The sequence below is a fragment of the Sulfurimonas aquatica genome (assembly GCF_017357825.1).
Classification (GTDB): Bacteria; Campylobacterota; Campylobacteria; order Campylobacterales; family Sulfurimonadaceae; genus Sulfurimonas; species Sulfurimonas aquatica.
The window spans coordinates 2,600,984-2,616,985 of the sequence record NZ_CP046072.1 but is presented as its reverse complement, the minus strand read 5'-3'; the positions used below and the strand labels follow the sequence as shown (position 1 = coordinate 2,616,985).

At 35.6% G+C, this 16,002-nt stretch carries 17 protein-coding genes; 12 read left to right on the top strand and 5 right to left on the bottom strand.

Features of this window, described 5'->3' with window-relative positions:
• Positions 1-9: 9 nt before the first annotated feature.
• The gene (locus GJV85_RS12540; protein WP_207561713.1) at positions 10-1,959 is read right to left on the bottom strand and encodes a TonB-dependent receptor plug domain-containing protein; all 1,950 of its coding nucleotides are present in this window, start codon (positions 1,957-1,959) and stop codon (positions 10-12) included.
• A 51-nt stretch (positions 1,960-2,010) separates the two neighbouring features.
• Entirely contained in the window at positions 2,011-2,166 is a 156-nt protein-coding gene (locus GJV85_RS12535; protein ID WP_207561712.1) for a hypothetical protein, read from the bottom strand.
• A 54-nt stretch (positions 2,167-2,220) separates the two neighbouring features.
• Between GJV85_RS12535 and GJV85_RS12530 the strand changes: the two genes are divergently transcribed.
• From GJV85_RS12530 to GJV85_RS12490, 9 genes are all read left to right on the top strand, one after another.
• Positions 2,221-3,552: an NFACT family protein gene (locus GJV85_RS12530; RefSeq protein ID WP_207561711.1), complete on the top strand. Its 1,332-nt coding sequence runs from the start codon at positions 2,221-2,223 to the stop codon at positions 3,550-3,552.
• Position 3,553: 1 nt separating this feature from the next.
• A complete protein-coding gene (locus GJV85_RS12525; RefSeq protein ID WP_207561710.1) occupies positions 3,554-3,856 on the top strand; it encodes a hypothetical protein in 303 nt (100 codons plus the stop codon).
• Positions 3,857-3,897: 41 nt separating this feature from the next.
• Positions 3,898-4,653, top strand: a complete 756-nt coding sequence (locus GJV85_RS12520; protein ID WP_207561709.1) for a phosphatidate cytidylyltransferase — start codon at positions 3,898-3,900, stop codon at positions 4,651-4,653.
• Position 4,654: 1 nt separating this feature from the next.
• The gene (dxr, locus tag GJV85_RS12515; RefSeq protein WP_207563200.1) at positions 4,655-5,740 is read left to right on the top strand and encodes a 1-deoxy-D-xylulose-5-phosphate reductoisomerase; all 1,086 of its coding nucleotides are present in this window, start codon (positions 4,655-4,657) and stop codon (positions 5,738-5,740) included.
• Positions 5,737-6,783, top strand: coding sequence for a DNA cytosine methyltransferase (locus GJV85_RS12510; protein WP_207561708.1), 1,047 nt, complete (start codon positions 5,737-5,739; stop codon positions 6,781-6,783). The genes dxr and GJV85_RS12510 overlap by 4 nt, the downstream gene beginning before the upstream one ends.
• Positions 6,783-7,877: an HNH endonuclease gene (locus GJV85_RS12505; protein ID WP_207561707.1), complete on the top strand. Its 1,095-nt coding sequence runs from the start codon at positions 6,783-6,785 to the stop codon at positions 7,875-7,877. Before GJV85_RS12510 ends, GJV85_RS12505 begins: the two co-directional genes overlap by 1 nt.
• An 11-nt stretch (positions 7,878-7,888) precedes the next feature.
• Complete coding sequence (gene tsaD, locus GJV85_RS12500; protein WP_207561706.1) at positions 7,889-8,872, top strand: tRNA (adenosine(37)-N6)-threonylcarbamoyltransferase complex transferase subunit TsaD; 984 nt, start codon at positions 7,889-7,891, stop codon at positions 8,870-8,872.
• 101 nt (positions 8,873-8,973) lie between these two features.
• Positions 8,974-9,477, top strand: coding sequence for a thiol peroxidase (gene tpx / locus GJV85_RS12495; RefSeq protein ID WP_207561705.1), 504 nt, complete (start codon positions 8,974-8,976; stop codon positions 9,475-9,477).
• Positions 9,478-9,660: 183 nt separating this feature from the next.
• The gene (locus GJV85_RS12490; protein ID WP_207561704.1) at positions 9,661-10,422 is read left to right on the top strand and encodes a TIGR04219 family outer membrane beta-barrel protein; all 762 of its coding nucleotides are present in this window, start codon (positions 9,661-9,663) and stop codon (positions 10,420-10,422) included.
• Positions 10,423-10,427: 5 nt separating this feature from the next.
• Here the strand turns inward: GJV85_RS12490 and GJV85_RS12485 are convergent, their stop codons facing one another.
• Genes GJV85_RS12485 through GJV85_RS12475 form a run of 3 tightly spaced genes read right to left on the bottom strand, consistent with a single transcriptional unit; the run spans position 10,428 to position 12,370 of the window.
• Positions 10,428-11,240, bottom strand: coding sequence for a UDP-N-acetylmuramate dehydrogenase (locus GJV85_RS12485; protein WP_207561703.1), 813 nt, complete (start codon positions 11,238-11,240; stop codon positions 10,428-10,430).
• Positions 11,240-11,506: a flagellar biosynthesis protein FliQ gene (gene fliQ / locus GJV85_RS12480; RefSeq protein ID WP_207561702.1), complete on the bottom strand. Its 267-nt coding sequence runs from the start codon at positions 11,504-11,506 to the stop codon at positions 11,240-11,242. The genes GJV85_RS12485 and fliQ overlap by 1 nt, the downstream gene beginning before the upstream one ends.
• Entirely contained in the window at positions 11,507-12,370 is an 864-nt protein-coding gene (locus tag GJV85_RS12475) for a menaquinone biosynthesis family protein (protein WP_207561701.1), read from the bottom strand.
• 137 nt (positions 12,371-12,507) lie between these two features.
• On the opposite strand from GJV85_RS12475, the gene GJV85_RS12470 reads away from it, so the two are divergent.
• The 3 genes from GJV85_RS12470 (at position 12,508) to eno (ending at position 15,998) form a co-directional block, all read left to right on the top strand.
• Positions 12,508-13,326: a hypothetical protein gene (locus GJV85_RS12470; RefSeq protein WP_207561700.1), complete on the top strand. Its 819-nt coding sequence runs from the start codon at positions 12,508-12,510 to the stop codon at positions 13,324-13,326.
• Positions 13,327-13,614: 288 nt separating this feature from the next.
• The gene (gene recA / locus GJV85_RS12465; RefSeq protein WP_207563199.1) at positions 13,615-14,655 is read left to right on the top strand and encodes a recombinase RecA; all 1,041 of its coding nucleotides are present in this window, start codon (positions 13,615-13,617) and stop codon (positions 14,653-14,655) included.
• A gap of 77 nt (positions 14,656-14,732) precedes the next feature.
• The gene (gene eno, locus GJV85_RS12460; protein ID WP_207561699.1) at positions 14,733-15,998 is read left to right on the top strand and encodes a phosphopyruvate hydratase; all 1,266 of its coding nucleotides are present in this window, start codon (positions 14,733-14,735) and stop codon (positions 15,996-15,998) included.
• Positions 15,999-16,002: the final 4 nt, after the last annotated feature.

Here is a 16,002-nt window from a genome sequence, read left to right as displayed (position 1 = left end):
TACTCCATGTTAGTATTTAAGCTTAAAACCTACAAAGCCAGTTGTAGCATAGTTCATTGGATAGATAGCATCATTTCTTATCCATAAACCATTACTTTGATTGAATATATTGTTTATTTTAGCGAAAACTTCCCAATTGTCTTTTGCTAGGGTAGCTGAAATATCTGTAGAGTAAACAGCATCTTGTTTTTGAGAGAAGTTGTTGTGAAAGTCTTCAGCGGCATATGCGTCTGAACGATAAACTTGCACTAAAGATAGAGTGCTAAACTTATTTGGAAGATAGTTGAGCGTAGCTTTGAGATTATGATTTGAGACTCCTGGAAGTTTATTCCCTGAGTAATCTTCACCATTTTCAATCTCTTCATCCATAATGGCTTGAACATAGTTATAGTTTAAAACTAAATTTAACTCTTGATTTATAAGTATATTGTCATATATATCAAGACCATATTTATGAGACTTGTCTATATTTGTATTTTTTGAATTTATGAAGCTAGGATCAGCATAGTAATAAATCTCATCTTTTAATGAGAGATAGAAAAGAGAAACTTTTAGCTTGTTACTTGCTTGTATATTTGAATAACCTAGAGTGTAGTTATCACTTTGAGATGGTTTTACATATCCCATATATCCAGTGCCAAAATAGCTAAACATTCTGTCAAGCGAGGCTGTTTGATAGCCATGCGAGTAGTTTAAAAAAGTAGAACTGGTTTTATTGAGTAAGTAATTTGCGCCAAGCTCAACGCCATGAAGGTTTTCACTCTCATGCTCACCACCCGACTCGTTAAAGTTCATATTTTCATATCTATAACCAGCTTTAAGAGTAAAGTCATTCAGATAAAACTCAGACATTATGAAAAGAGCTTCATTCTCTTTGTTCATAGCCAAGTCTACATTGTAACTATTTATATAATCAAGTCCAGCATAAAATGTATCAACCCCAAGCTTGAGTGCAAGTGATTCATTAGAATAATCTAAATATGTCTTGAACTGCGTATAGTCATAGTCCGTTCGTGAATTAGAACCATAAGCGGGGATATCATACAGAGACTTCTTTTTCTCTTTTGATATATCAGTTTGAAGTGAAAGCTCATTGTTTATTTTATAAGTAAAACCTGCACTGAGGACGTTGGAATCAAATTTTTGATTTGCGTAGTTACTAGCAAAACCATAACTTGTTCCCTGCTGTGTAGGATTCTCTTTGTACTCTTGCTCACTCATTGTCGATGCGTAAATAACGTCAGTTCTAGTAAGCATAGCGCCTAAACGCAGCTCTAAATCTTGCGTTGCTCTATAGGCGGCATTAAAAGAAAATGTAGCCATGCTATTCGCGTCTTTATCCCCATCAGTATCAATATCTCTAATGCCTTCACTTCTTTGAAGCTCTCCACTTGCGTTTATAGAGAGCTTATCATCTGTGTGACCAAGGTAAAAAGAGCCATTAACAAGATTATAATTTCCCATATAAAAAGAGATCTCTTTGTCATTACTCTCTTTTGTAATGATATTAATCACGCCTGCGTTTGCACCATCGCCAGCTATTACAACCCCACTTGATTTGATGATTTCTATTTTTTTAATTGACGAGGGAGAAATGGATGCTAAAAGTTGTGAAACCATATCTGCATTGTTCATTCTACGCCCATTTACGCTGACAACAATATTTTGGTAACCATCGGCTACTCCATATCCTCGCATATCAATTTTTTGTGAGTATGGATTACCGTAAGCGCTTGTGGCAAAAATAGAAGTTTGAGTTGTTAAGAACTCATAAATATTTTGAACATGCGCTTTTTCTATGTCTTCTTGAGTATAAACTTCTACCGCGTCAGTTGCTCGTAGTTCATCTGTAGAGATAGCCGTAGAAGTAATTTCTATTGGTATTAGCGTTAGTTCTGCTGCAGAGAGTGAGCTAATTAAAGCGGCTGAAATTAGTGATAGTTGTAGTGTTTTTTTCATAGTTGTCCTTAAACATTTTTATATTTTGTATTTGACTTATTTAGTATATGTTTAAGAAGAGGGAGGAGAGTTTATCTGAAGTCTAAGAGGTTTGCCATCAAGTGTGCATACTGAACTACTAAGAGCAAATATCTTCTTAAGAGATATGTAGGCTTGTATCGCTGCTAAGGAGAAATAGTTTTTTCCAAAACCTTTAGGTACTTGCACGGCTGCTCTTTTGTTTTTTCGAATTATAACTAAAAACTAGGATAAAATACTCCCATGAAACTCTCCCATTTAAAACAGATTATCGGCTATCTTCAAAATTTCAAAAAAATATCGGCCATTCATAGAGTAAGTGATACTATCATCAAAGTGGTGTTTGATAAAAATGATGAGATCTATTTTAATATGATGCGTTCAAACTCTAGTATATTTAAGTGCCAAGAGTATCCACGCTCAAAAGTTTACAATGCTCCTTTTGACGTCATTCTTGCAAAGCGCTTTAATCGCTCTAACATCTTAAATATAGAACTTTTAAATGGTGATAAAATCATCCGCTTTAAAACTTCCGTAGCATCTGCTTACAAAGAAGAGATAACATATCTTCAGATAGAGTTTACGGGAAAATATACCAATATAATTATATTGGATGAGCAAAACCTAGTTCTAGAAGCCCTCCGTCACGTAGACCTTTACTCCTCTTTTCGTGAAGTGCGTGTCGGACAAAAACTCTTAGACGTTCCTAATGCACCCTTTGTCGCAAAAGAGTATCCGCTGCAGAGCGTTGAGAAGTTCCTGTTTGAGACTTATGAGAAAGAGCAAAACGATAAGCTAGAAAATCTTAAAAAGCAAAAGAGAGCTTTTTTAAATAAAAAACTTAAAAAACTACAAAAACTTTATGAAAAGCTAGACTCAAAAGAGGAACTAGAAAAAGAGGCGACACTGAGCGAGCATTATGGAAATCTAGTTCTTGCAAACGCGCATGAAATTAAGCCATATGCTACAAAGATAACTCTTCAAGACTATTTTGATGAGAGTGAAATAGAGCTTGAACTTCCAAAAGCGTATCCAAATGCTTTTTTAATCTCGAATATGTTTTTTGCAAAGAGTAAAAAAGCAAAACAGAGAGCTAAACACCTTCATATCGAAGAGGAGTCGCTTCGCTCGAAGATAGATCATATTGAGCTTTTTATGCATACCGTGTCAATGGCTAAAGATATCTCAAAGATAGAACTACTTTTTCCTAAACGCATACAAAATAAAAAAGTTAAAGTGAATGATTCTATAGAGATATTTTGGATTGAGGGCTATAAAGTACAACTTGGGAAAAATGAAAAAGGAAATATAGATGTCCTTAAAAATGCACGAGCAAAAGATATTTGGCTGCATTTAAAAGATCAGCCATCTTGCCATGTTATCATTACAACTGATAAGCAAAACCTACCAGAAAATATCATAAAATCAGCTGCAAGACTCTGTGTAGACTTTACAACAACTGCGCAAGATAAGTTTTTGGTCGATTATACTCCACGAAGAGAAGTCACTATACAAAGTGGTGCAAACGTACTTTATAATAAGTATAAAACTATCGAGGTAGATACAAGGATATAAGATGGCGATTGGTCCTGTTGGAAGTGCAATATTTACAAATCAGATGACTCCCGTTGCGAGTGCTGCTGCAAATGCTCACAATAATAGAATAGATTTTCAAAATATGGTCGCTCAAGCTGCTGCTAATGAAAAGGATGAAAAAGTCCTTGAAGTTCGTCCTACTGAAGAGAACCAAGAGGTAGATGAAGATAAAGATCACACACGTGATGAAGCAGATAGAGAGACTAAAAGAAGCAAAAAAGAGGATGATGAAGAGGAGGAAGAAGAAGTTCAACCTCTTCATAGATTGGATATTAAAGTCTGATTAGATATAATCTCTCATATAAATGTTAATAGGATTTTTTTATGAGTATTTTTGAAGATCACAAAGAGAGAATTATCACAGGCTTAGTCCTTTTAGTCGCTGTAATAGGTATAGGTTATATAGACAACTTTTTTCTTACATGGTTTGTTTTTGGCGCAATATATCTTCTAGCATTTAAGGAAGCATCAGCTCTGTTTGGAGTAGAGAAAGACAATCTTTTACCATATGCTGCTGGCTTATGGATAGTTGCTGGTGTTTATCCTTATGGGGATGATCTCTTTATGTTGGCGGGTATTGCATATGCGAGTGTAGTGGCGTTTAACAAAGAGTTTGTATGGAAAGATTTCCTTCCATTTATTTATCCAACTGCGGGAATGCTTTTTATTTTCACAATGTATCAAGAGTATGGTGTACTATCACTTCTTTGGTTACTCGCCGTGGTTGCTCTTACTGACGTTGGCGCTTATGCGGTTGGAAAAAGCATAGGAAAAACTCAGTTTAGTGAGACAAGTCCAAATAAAACCATGGAAGGCGTTGTCGGTGGTATAGCCGTTGCAACTCTAGGTGGTATGTTTGTTGGCCTGAGTATTGTAGATGTTGGAGTGGCGTTTGTAGTCTCTTTTATGGTTGCTGTGAGTTCTATATTTGGTGATCTTTTTGAGAGCTCACTTAAACGTGGGGCAGACGTAAAAGATAGTGGAGATATTTTACCTGGTCATGGTGGAATTCTCGACCGCATTGACGGTTACCTTTTTGCTGGGATTGTTATGCTTGTTCTTTTAAGAGGACTTGTCTAATTTGATACTTCTTGGCTCAACGGGCTCTATTGGTGTAAATACACTTATAGTCGCAAAAAAATTTGGTATTTCTGTTGAGGTTTTAGTTTGTGGAAAAAATATCAAACTCCTGAACGAGCAGATAAAAGAGCACAATCCAAAAGTCGTAGTTATAGCAGATAAAGAGGATATTTCTTTAGTCAATCACTCTCGTGTTTATTCTGGAAGTGAAGCTATTTTAGAGATAATTGAAGATGCTTCAAGCTCTTTAGTTGTCAATGCACTTGTGGGTTTTTTAGGTTTAGCTCCAACTCTCAAAGCTATAGAGTGCAATAAAAAAGTAGCTCTAGCAAATAAAGAGAGTTTAGTTGCTTGTGGTGCTTTTATAGATCCCAAGCAGATTCAACCCATTGATAGTGAGCATTTTGGTCTGTGGTATCTACTCCAAGATAGACCTGTTAGCAAGATGATTATCACAGCAAGTGGTGGTGCTTTTCGTGACTGGGATATTAAAAAACTTCAAAATGCTACACTTGCAGACACTCAAAATCATCCAAACTGGTCTATGGGTCAAAAGATAACTATAGACTCAGCTACTATGGTAAACAAAATGTTTGAACTCTTAGAGGCGCGATGGCTTTTTGGGGAGGGCACAAATGGAGTAAGTGAGTTTGATGCTATCATAGAAACAAAGTCTCTTATTCACGCTCTTATAGACTTTAAAGATGGTTCAACTACAGCTCACTTAGCTCATGCTTCTATGCAGTTGCCAATAGCATATGCCCTAAATCAAAAAATGGATGAAAATATACTCTCACATGTTGATTTACTTAAAGTTGGTTCTTTAGAGTTTCGCGAGATTACTACTGATAGATACCCTGTATGGGAGATAAAAAAAGAGCTTCTAAAAAATCCCGCTCGAGGTGCAGTGGTAAATGCAGCTAATGAAGCAGCGATTGAGAAATTTATAAATAAAGAGATAGGTTTTATGGATATTAGTAAAGATATTATTAGAGCATTTGAGAAGTTTACACAACTTCCTAAAAGTATTGAAGAGGTTTTTCTTATCGATGAGGAAGTTAGGGCTTTCGTGAAGGGTAAAATATGATAAATGGTGTCTCACTCTTTGCAAATGTGGGAATAGCAGAAACTTACATTAATAATCATGATATAAAAATCACTGTAGCAAATGAACTACTTAAAAATAGAGCAGAGTTTCATCAACAGATGCATAAAGAATGTAAGATGATTCAAGGCGATATCACAAGTGATGAAGTTTTTAATGCAGTTGCAAAAGAAGCAAAAAAACAAAAGTGTGACTTTCTTATTGCCACACCTCCATGTCAAGGGATGAGTCTTGCTGGAAAGATGCAAGAGGACGATCCACGAAACTCTCTTATCAAGTATGTTATAAAGCTTGCCCAAGAGCTTAAACCGACAAACATACTTATAGAAAATGTACCAAAAGTTTTAAAAACTTATCTTGTGCATAAGGGTGAAAAGATAAAGATAAGTGACTTTATTAAAAAAGAGCTAGAACCTTTAGGTTACATCATCAATCCAGTAGTTGTTGATGCAGCTGATTATGGAACGCCACAAAGTCGCAAACGCGCTATATATCTTATCTCAAAACTGAAGAAATGGGATTTACCACCTAAAGAAGAGAAACTAACTGTTCGCCAAATGATAGAACATCTCCCACCATTAGAGAGTGGAGAGAGTTCAGACATAATTTTTCATAGAGCAAAAGTACATAATGCGAGACATATTAGTTTTTTAAAGCATACTCCAACAGGAAAAACTGCTCTACATAACAAGGTGCACTATCCAAAAAAAGTAGATGGAACGCGAATAAAAGGTTATGATACAACTTATAAACGCATAGAGTGGGATAAGCCAGCACCTACCATTACAATGGCAAATGGTTCAGTTTCAAGCCAAAACAATGTCCATCCCGGTCGTCAAAAGAAAGATGGTACATTCTCAGACGCTCGTGTTTTAACACTTAAAGAGATTTTTATTTTGACGGGCTTACCTGATGATTGGACACCTCCTGAGTGGGCAAGTGAAAATCTTATTCGTCAAGTGATAGGCGAGGGAGTGCCTCCACGACTCATAGATAGACTTCTCTCAACTATTCCAAAGAAATAATGCCAACAAATCAATATAGATGGCAGGCCCCTGGGAATGCAAAGGTATTTGATGCTCCTTTAGGTCAGGGGAGCTACATGAATACGAGAAGTATTCATGTACTCAAATATATACAAGAGAAGAAAAAAGTATCTCAGAGTATGTTTGAAAGAGAGATAAAAGCTTACTTACAAGACTCTACAGAGTATGAAAAAAACAAATCAACCCCAGCACATTTTTTTCGCCCCTTACTCTTTCTCGGTTTTATCAAAATAAGTTCGAGTAAACTAATAGAGCTAACATTAGAGGGTGATAAATTTTTACACTTCTATGAGTTAGGTGAGTATGTTAAATGTAAAAAGTATGTTTTAAATCAGCTAGATAATACTAAGTATCCAAATCTAGGGACTCAAAAAATAAAACTACAACTCTTCCCTTTTAGGATTCTCTTTAAACTTCTACTACTTGAAAAAGAGAGAGGGCTGAGTAAAGAGTTTTTAATTAAGCAACTTGTTTATTTAAGAGAATATGATGATTTGGCCCTTTACTTAAAAGAGAAGAGTTTAGAAAAAATTCAAAAAGAGTTGCCATACGATAAGTTTTATACATGGGTTATAAACTCTCTTGTTGATATAGGGATTTTGAAAAAAGAAAAGAACTATTTTGTAGCTGAGGATATTTATGAAGAGGTAGAAGTTCTTTATAAAAATTTATCCCTTGAATCATTCTTTTTTAATGATGATACTCTTCTATGCCAGCTTGATGACAACACGGCACATGAGCGCTATAAACGCGATGCAAGATTGATTTTACAAGCAAAGAGTAGAGATGGCTACAGTTGTAAAGTAGATAAAAATCATGAGACCTTTGTATCTAAAGGATACAATTATGTTGAAGGACATCATGTTATACCGATGTTTCAGCAAAAGAACTATAGGTTTGATTTAGATGATGTAGAGAATATTGTCTCTTTATGTCCAACCTGCCATAGAGAGATACACTCAGCAGATGATAAAACAGAGATACTATCAAAAGTATATAGAGTAAATAGCGCTTTTATGATAGCAAATAGTGTGACATTGGACGAGCTACATAAAATGTACAACTGCTCATAAAGGGGAATAAAATGATTTTAAGTATAGAGAGTTCTTGCGATGATAGTGCTATAGCTATCACTGAAATTGCAACAAATAAGCTTCTTTTTCATAAAAAAATAAGTCAGGAGTTAGAGCATAGTGTTTATGGTGGTGTAGTCCCTGAGCTTGCTGCCCGTCTTCATGCTGAAGCTTTACCTAAAATACTCCAAGAGTGTGAGCCCTATTTTAAAGATTTAAAGGCGGTTGCGGTTACTTCTACTCCTGGACTTGCCGTTACTCTTGTAGAGGGAGTAACTATGGCTAAGGCTATAGCAGTAGCTCTAAATATCCCTTTAATTGGCGTAAATCATTTAGTAGGACATATATACTCACTTTTTATAGAAAAAGAGACTGTTTTTCCTCTTACAGTCTTGCTGGTGTCTGGTGGTCATACTCAGGTGATGGAAGTAAAAAGTTTAACAGATATAAAAACAGTTGCAAAAAGTATGGATGATAGTTTTGGAGAGAGTTTTGACAAGTCTGCAAAAATGATGGGCTTAGGTTATCCCGGTGGTCCTTTAATTCAAGAACTTGCAAAAGATGGAGATAGACTTTCTCATAACTTTACGGTTCCTCTACATCAATCGCCTCTTATCGCATTTTCTTATTCTGGTCTTAAAAATGCTGTGCGTTTAGCGGTAGAAGATGCAGGTGAAGATAAGTCTCAGTACAAAGATATCGCAGCTTCATTTGAGCATATTGCTACAAAACATATAACTATGAAACTAAAGAAGTACTTTAAAACAGTAAGACCAAAAACTTTTGCCATAGTTGGAGGCGCAAGTGCGAACCTTTACTTGCGTTCACAAATAGAAGAACTTTTGAAACCTCATAACGCTACTTTACTATTGAGTGAGTTAAAGTACTGTTCCGATAATGCAGCTATGATTGGACGAGTAGGGGTGGAGATGTATAAACAAAAGATGTTTAGTGCTCTTGACTCATTGGATATTTCTCCTAAAAGTAACATATAGTCTTAAACAAGACTTATGATAAACTGTTTGGTTTGGAAATAAGAGGATTATTATCCGATTTCAAATATACTTCTTGAAATTAAAAATAACAAGGAGCCCCAATGGCAACTACAAAGTTCAAAGGTACAGACGTAGAATTATTAGGAAATGAAGTAAATGTAGGTGATAAAGCACCAGAAGTTACAGTTGTAAACTCTGATGGTTTAGGTGATGTAGTAGTTGGTGGAGCTCAAGGTAAAAAGCAACTTATTATCGTTGTTCCTTCATTAGACACAGGTGTATGTGCTACTGAAACTCGTAACTTTAACTCTAAAGCTTCTGCATTAGAAGGTGTTGCTGCAACTATCGTTTCTCTTGACTTACCATTTGCTTCTGGACGTTTTTGTCAAGCTGAGGGAATCAATGACTTAACTGTTACTTCTGACTTTAGAAACAAAGATTTCGCTAATGCTTACGGTGTACTACTTGGTGGTTCTGTTCTTGCTGGTGTTACATGTCGTGCAATCTTCGCAGTAAACGAAGAAGGTGTTGTAACTTACAAAGAGATCGTTCCAGAGATCACTGAAGAGCCTAACTACGATGCTGCAATCGCTGCAGTAAGCTAAGCCCTTATTATTTACTCCTACTGCCCTCTTGGGTAGTAAAGCTCTTCTTCAACTTTTTTAAAACTCATTTTTACTATTCAATCCGTTTACTTTTCTAATATTATTAATTTTACAGATATTCATTTAATGTTTGAGAGTAAGAGAGTTTGGTATAATCTACAAAAATATAAAAAGGTGTAAGATATGAAAAAAGTATTAAGTACATTAGCATTAGGTGTGATGTTAGCTACGAGTGTGAGTGCAGATTTTTTAAGAGCTGAAGTTGGGGCAGGTATGTGGGCTCAAACTCCATCTGGTGCTCTTGTGTCAAGTAATAGTGGGTTAACTGGTTCTGATACTTCTTCAGAAACTCAAAACACTGGGGGATATGCTTGGTTACTTGTAAAACATTTCGTTCCTATTATTCCTAATTTACGTTTAGAATATGCAAGTGTGACAAATGAAGGTGTAGCAAAAGGTAGTTTTGCTGGCTTTACTGCTACTGCAGGCAAGTCTACTTTAGAGATGACTCAGTACGATATCATTCCTTACTACAATATTTTAGATAACACTTTTTGGTTGACTCTTGATTTAGGGGTAGACTTGAAAATGATAAATCTTAATTACAATGTTGCTAATGCAACTTTAACTACTGCTGGTGCAACTGGAACAGAGTATGATAAAGCTCAAATGCTACCAATTCCTATGGGATATGTAAGAACGAGATTTCAACTTCCTATTACTGATTTAGCTGCAGAAGCAGATATAAAATATATCTCTTATGGATCTACAACAATTTATGATGCAAGAATAAAAGTAGATTATACTTTTGATATTACTCCACTTATTCAACCGGGTATTGAGATTGGATATAGAGTTCAAAAATTTGAAACTGCTGAAGCGGATGATGTGGACTTTAAACTTGATTTTGCAGGTGTTTATGCAGGTCTAATGCTACGTTTTTAATCTCTTTATATGAGTGACGATTTGTCACTCATCTCTCTTTTATCTAAAATAACTATCTCGCACTCCAGTTTAATCCCAAACTTTTCAAAAACCCTTTTTTTTGCCTCTTTTATAAGATACATAGCATCTTCATACTTTCCATCTCCATTGTTTACAAGAAAATTTGCATGCTCTTGGCTAAAACACATATCACCTTTAAGCACTCCTTTGAGTCCAACTTCTTCTATAAGTCGTCCGGCATAATCTCCAGGAGGGTTTTTAAAACAACTTCCGGCACTTGGAGTGGAGGGCTGGTTTGAACGCATCTTTTTAAACATCTCTACCTTGTCTTTATCGAACCCATAACTAATCTCAAATGTTGCTTCTAGTATTGGCGAAGAGATATTTGTAAAGCGGTAGCCATATTTTATCTCATCTTTTTTTTTGGTTCCGTCTGTTGTTTTTATCTCTACTAAATGATTGAAAATTTCATACTCTTTAAGGCCTGCATTCATATAAACAAGACCTCCAAGTTTTCCAGGAAGATGGGAGACAAATTCAAAGTTTGCAATATTGTTTTTTTTACAAAAAGAGGCAATTTTCCCAGATGGCGTTGCTCCTCCAATCTTGATAAGATTATCTTCCACTTTAATATAGTCATACATTTTATCAAGCATAAGTAGAGCGGGAGGGTTTGGGCTAACAAGAGTATTGTTACAAGAACCTATTAGGTAGTAGTCGTTTACATTAGAAAAATCATTCTCTAAAAGCGAAACCTCAAAAGTATCACCAATTTTAAAAGAGGAGTATTTCTTAAAGTTTACAGTTTTTGTTTTCATCACTCAACAAATGAAGGCATTAGGTTAAAGACATGTGTAGCAAAGTCAGTCATCTCATTGAGCATCCATGGCATTGTAAGAACTATAACGATAACAACGCCAAGAATTTTAGGGATGAAAGATAGTGTCATCTCATTTATCTGCGTTGTAGCCTGAAAGATACTTACGGCTAGCCCTAAAAACATACCTGTGAGAAGGCCAGGAAGAGCGAGTAATAGAGCAATTTTAAATGTTTCAACGCCAAGTGCTACTAGTTTCGCTTCCATCTAAGAGTTCCTAAGCTCAGTGTACTCTGTAGGGATTAGATAATCTTTTATATCTACCGGAGTATCATAAAATCCATGCTTATAACCTATTTCAAAGAGCTTGTTTATTGCTTCATACTGTATAGCACTCAGTGTGATTGACTCGTCGTTTGCATAGAGCTCTAAGTATTTATCTAAAGTTTGCGCATCTATACGAACTAAGTCGCGTTCAAGTAGCATTTTAGAGAGTCTATCTTTATGATCTCGCGCTACTTGAACGGCTTTGGTAAGCGTATTTTCATACTCTATGGACTTAGTAAGTGGAAGTGAGCGACGAATAGCCATGCCACCAAGAGGAAGAGGCAGCTCTTTTCCTGCTAACTCCTGCCAGATATCCCACATCTCACGTTCTACTTCAAGCTCATTGGCATAAGTTAAAATAGACTCATGTATTAAAACACCAGCATGAACGTCACCATCTATAACGGCTTGTTCTATATCTAAAAAGTTCATATAGGTAACACGAGCTTCAGGATATGCTATGCGAAATAGCATGGCATTGGTGGTGTGTTCTCCACTCAGGGCTACTTTGAAGTTTCTTTTTAACCTTTCACCCTTGCGTTTAATAACTTTTGGTCCATATCCCTCTCCAAAACTTACAGCGGTGCGAAGAGGTGCATACTCTGATTTGATATGTGGATAAAGGGCAAAACTAATAGCTACAATGTCATAAACGCCATTTAAAGCATCTTCGTTGAGGGTTTGAATATCTTTTGCTATGTTGTCAAAGTGAGTATCTTTCATATCTACCCAACCAAACTTTATGGCATAGTACATAAATATATCATCGGCATCAGGGGAGTGTGCTATTAGTGTTTTTTTCATAAGTAGATTTTAACCTAATAAGTATAAAAATAGCTTATTTTCTACTTGTTTATCCAAATATAAATAGTGATGTTTTAAATAAACTTTAATAAATATAGGAGTAAAGTAAAGTATAAGCAAACTATAAGGAGGATGTTATGAAAACTCTAATTAATATGTTAATCATAACAGGTATAACTCTATTTATGAGTGGATGTTTCGCTGAAAAATCCTATCTTGGCAAAGTAGATGTTATTGGTGTAGGTGCTGGTGCAAAACCAGTTAATCCAGATATGAATCATGTCGAAAAAGCTATGCTTCCAAATATTATGGTTGCAACAACACCAGAGTTGCAAGTTCAAGAGCAGGATGTACATACTAATGTAAAATATGTGCTCGGAGATACTCTAACTAAAGAGTATAGTGGAGAACCAAAAATGTTAGCTGATTATTTAAATGCCTATTCGGTGTTATTAAATAAAGTATACATAATAGACAAAAATGGTGTTGTAGCATGGAGTGGTAGTTTTAAAGATAATGATATTGAAAATGCACAAGGAGTCTATGATTATGGACTGACTGGGGCCGATCGAATATCATTTGATGAAGCGATGGAGAAATTTGTTTTAGATGGTGATGAAGCTGACTTTGATGATGATAAAGTTGTAGAGTTTCCAAAAGATAATACGGACTCGTTTCTCTCTGGCTTTAGTTACTCTAAAAAGTATCCAATGTTGTTGACAAAATTTCCAGATATGGAAGTTTTAAATTCACATGGGGATAAAGTTTCTATGTCTTCTCTCTCTAATAATGGAAAACCTACTGTAGTTGTTTTATATATGTCTAAAGCACCTGATAGTAGTATGTTCGCTGATGTTAGTCGCATACAAAGTATGTTTACGGGAGAGTCAAACTCTAGAGTAAGCCCTCAGAAAGTTCTTCAACGCATAGAAGAGGTTTATTTTTCAACAAAATAAATCAAGGTTAACTTCTTGGTTTATTCATTTTTATTAGAGATAGCACTTAAGATTAGTTAAGTCTATCTCTATAATCCTTATTCAATCTTTATCTTCAAAAAATAAATGAAATGATATTTATATCATTGTTTATTACAAAGTATAATACAATTTCAATCATACCCTGCCTAGTTCTATAAAATATAATAAAAAGAAATTTTATTATTATATGGCAAATTGACATATAATTTATACCTCGAACTTAATTTATATAGAATTAGTGAAAATTTAAAATAAGTGAGCCCAATGATGGACGCAAATAAACAAAAATCTTTAGACCTTGCAATGAAGCAGATTGATAAAGCATTCGGAAAAGGTGCTTTAATGAGACTTGGTGATAAAAATATAGAACCAATTAAAGCTATTAGTACAGGTTCAATTGGACTTGACTTAGCACTTGGTATAGGTGGTGTTCCAGAGGGTCGTGTTGTTGAAATCTATGGCCCTGAGTCATCAGGTAAAACAACTTTAGCGCTTCAAATCACCGCAGAGTGTCAAAAAGGTGGAGGGGTTTGCGCATTTATTGACGCAGAGCATGCACTTGACGTTATATACGCTAAAAACCTCGGCGTAGACGTAGAAAACCTTTTAGTTTCACAACCTGATTATGGTGAGCAAGCTCTTGACATAGTTGAGACGATAGCTCGAAGTGGAGCAGTGGACTTAATCGTTATAGATTCAGTTGCAGCACTTACTCCTAAGTCAGAGATAGAAGGTGAAATGTCTGATCAAAATGTAGGTGTTCAAGCTCGTTTAATGTCAAAAGCTTTGAGAAAACTGACGGGTGTCATCTCTAAAATGAACTGTACGGTTATATTTATTAATCAGATTCGTATGAAAATTGGAATGATGGGTTATGGTTCACCTGAAACAACTACTGGTGGAAATGCACTTAAATTTTATGCTTCTGTTCGTATAGACGTACGTCGTATCGCTTCACTAAAGCAGGGTGAAAGTCAGATAGGAAATCGCGTTAAAGCAAAAGTTATTAAAAATAAAGTTGCACCACCATTTCGTCAAGCTGAATTTGACATTATGTTTGGAGAGGGAATCTCTAAAGAGGGTGAACTCGTTGACTATGGTGTGAAGCTTGATGTCATTGACAAAGCTGGAGCATGGTTTGCATATGGTGATTCTAAACTTGGCCAAGGTCGTGAAAATGTTAAGCAAAAGTTTAAAGACGAGCCAGAACTTGCACGTGAGATAGAAGAGAAGATAAAAGTTGCTATGGGTGTAAGTGAACTTATGGTTATGGATACAACAGAGATAAACGACTCTGATGCAGAGTAGTTTTAATTTATAACTTTATATTAATTAGATTTAGATAAAATATTGCCAATAATTATGCAAATATAAAAGGTAGATATATGTACATAGATAGTATAAGTGCAATTGAAGTAATGGATTCACGTGGAAATCCAACAGTAAAGGCGACAGTAGAGTTAAGTGATGGAACAATTGAGAGCGCTATCGTTCCAAGTGGTGCAAGTACAGGTAAACGCGAAGCATTAGAGCTTCGTGATGGTGATGAGCGTTATATGGGTAAAGGTGTTTTAAAAGCAGTTTCTCATGTTAATAATGAAATTTCAGATGCTCTAGTAGGTCAATCTCCATTTAATCAAGCAGTAATTGATGCAACAATGAAAGAGATAGATGGAACTGAAAACTATGGAAAACTAGGTGCTAATGCAGTTCTTGGTGTTTCTATGGCTGTAGCTCGTGCAGCTGCGAAAAGCTTAGGTATGCCTCTTTATCGCTATCTTGGTGGTGCTAATGCTATGACAATCCCTACACCAATGTTGAATATCATTAATGGTGGAAGCCATGCTGATAATTCAGTTGATTTTCAAGAGTATATGATTATGCCTGTTGGTTTTGAAGATTTTGCAGAAGGCCTTCGTGCATCAGCTGAAGTTTACCATAACTTAAAAGCTATTTTAAAAGCTAAAAAGCATAATACAGCACTTGGTGACGAAGGTGGTTTTGCACCTGATTTATCTTCAAATGAAGAGCCTATCCAAATTATTATGGAAGCTATCGAGAAAGCTGGTTACAAACCAGGCGAGCAGATTGGTATTGCTTTAGATGTTGCTGCTTCAGAGATTATCGCTGATGGTGGATATAGACTAGACTCTGAAAATCGTACTGTTACTTCTGCTGAGTTAGTAGATTATTATGTAGATTTATGTGCTAAATACCCTATCGTTTCTATTGAAGATGGTCTTAATGAAGATGATTGGGATGGGTTTAAACTTATGACTGAGAAGCTTGGTGATAAGATTCAGATTGTTGGTGATGACCTTTTTGTTACAAATGCAAACATTTTAGCAAGAGGTATTGATGAAGGTATAGCTAACTCAATTCTTATCAAACCAAATCAAATTGGTACAGTCTCTGAGACTATGTTAACTGTGCGTTTAGCACAGCGTAATGGCTATACTTGTGTTATGAGTCATCGTTCAGGTGAGAGCGAAGATGCTTTTATAGCTGATTTTGCTGTTGCACTTAACTGTGGTCAGATCAAAACTGGTTCAACTGCACGTGGAGAGAGAACTGCTAAATATAACCGTCTTTTAGAGATAGAAAATGAAGTTGTTTACGGTGAGTATCTAGGTTCTGCTCTTTTTAACTAAGAAA

What these genes read in the sequence shown, in the direction of transcription:
- GJV85_RS12490 (WP_207561704.1), top strand. Translation starts at nt 9,661, where the DNA reads ATGAAAAAAGTATTAAGTACATTAGCATTAGGTGTGATGTTAGCTACG.
- GJV85_RS12485 (WP_207561703.1), bottom strand. Translation starts at nt 11,240, where the DNA reads ATGAAAACAAAAACTGTAAACTTTAAGAAATACTCCTCTTTTAAAATT.
- GJV85_RS12470 (WP_207561700.1), top strand. Translation starts at nt 12,508, where the DNA reads ATGAAAACTCTAATTAATATGTTAATCATAACAGGTATAACTCTATTT.
- GJV85_RS12520 (WP_207561709.1), top strand. Translation starts at nt 3,898, where the DNA reads ATGAGTATTTTTGAAGATCACAAAGAGAGAATTATCACAGGCTTAGTC.
- GJV85_RS12525 (WP_207561710.1), top strand. Translation starts at nt 3,554, where the DNA reads ATGGCGATTGGTCCTGTTGGAAGTGCAATATTTACAAATCAGATGACT.
- tsaD (WP_207561706.1), top strand. Translation starts at nt 7,889, where the DNA reads ATGATTTTAAGTATAGAGAGTTCTTGCGATGATAGTGCTATAGCTATC.
- GJV85_RS12530 (WP_207561711.1), top strand. Translation starts at nt 2,221, where the DNA reads ATGAAACTCTCCCATTTAAAACAGATTATCGGCTATCTTCAAAATTTC.
- eno (WP_207561699.1), top strand. Translation starts at nt 14,733, where the DNA reads ATGTACATAGATAGTATAAGTGCAATTGAAGTAATGGATTCACGTGGA.
- GJV85_RS12475 (WP_207561701.1), bottom strand. Translation starts at nt 12,370, where the DNA reads ATGAAAAAAACACTAATAGCACACTCCCCTGATGCCGATGATATATTT.
- GJV85_RS12505 (WP_207561707.1), top strand. Translation starts at nt 6,783, where the DNA reads ATGCCAACAAATCAATATAGATGGCAGGCCCCTGGGAATGCAAAGGTA.
- GJV85_RS12540 (WP_207561713.1), bottom strand. Translation starts at nt 1,959, where the DNA reads ATGAAAAAAACACTACAACTATCACTAATTTCAGCCGCTTTAATTAGC.
- recA (WP_207563199.1), top strand. Translation starts at nt 13,615, where the DNA reads ATGGACGCAAATAAACAAAAATCTTTAGACCTTGCAATGAAGCAGATT.
- GJV85_RS12510 (WP_207561708.1), top strand. Translation starts at nt 5,737, where the DNA reads ATGATAAATGGTGTCTCACTCTTTGCAAATGTGGGAATAGCAGAAACT.
- tpx (WP_207561705.1), top strand. Translation starts at nt 8,974, where the DNA reads ATGGCAACTACAAAGTTCAAAGGTACAGACGTAGAATTATTAGGAAAT.
- fliQ (WP_207561702.1), bottom strand. Translation starts at nt 11,506, where the DNA reads ATGGAAGCGAAACTAGTAGCACTTGGCGTTGAAACATTTAAAATTGCT.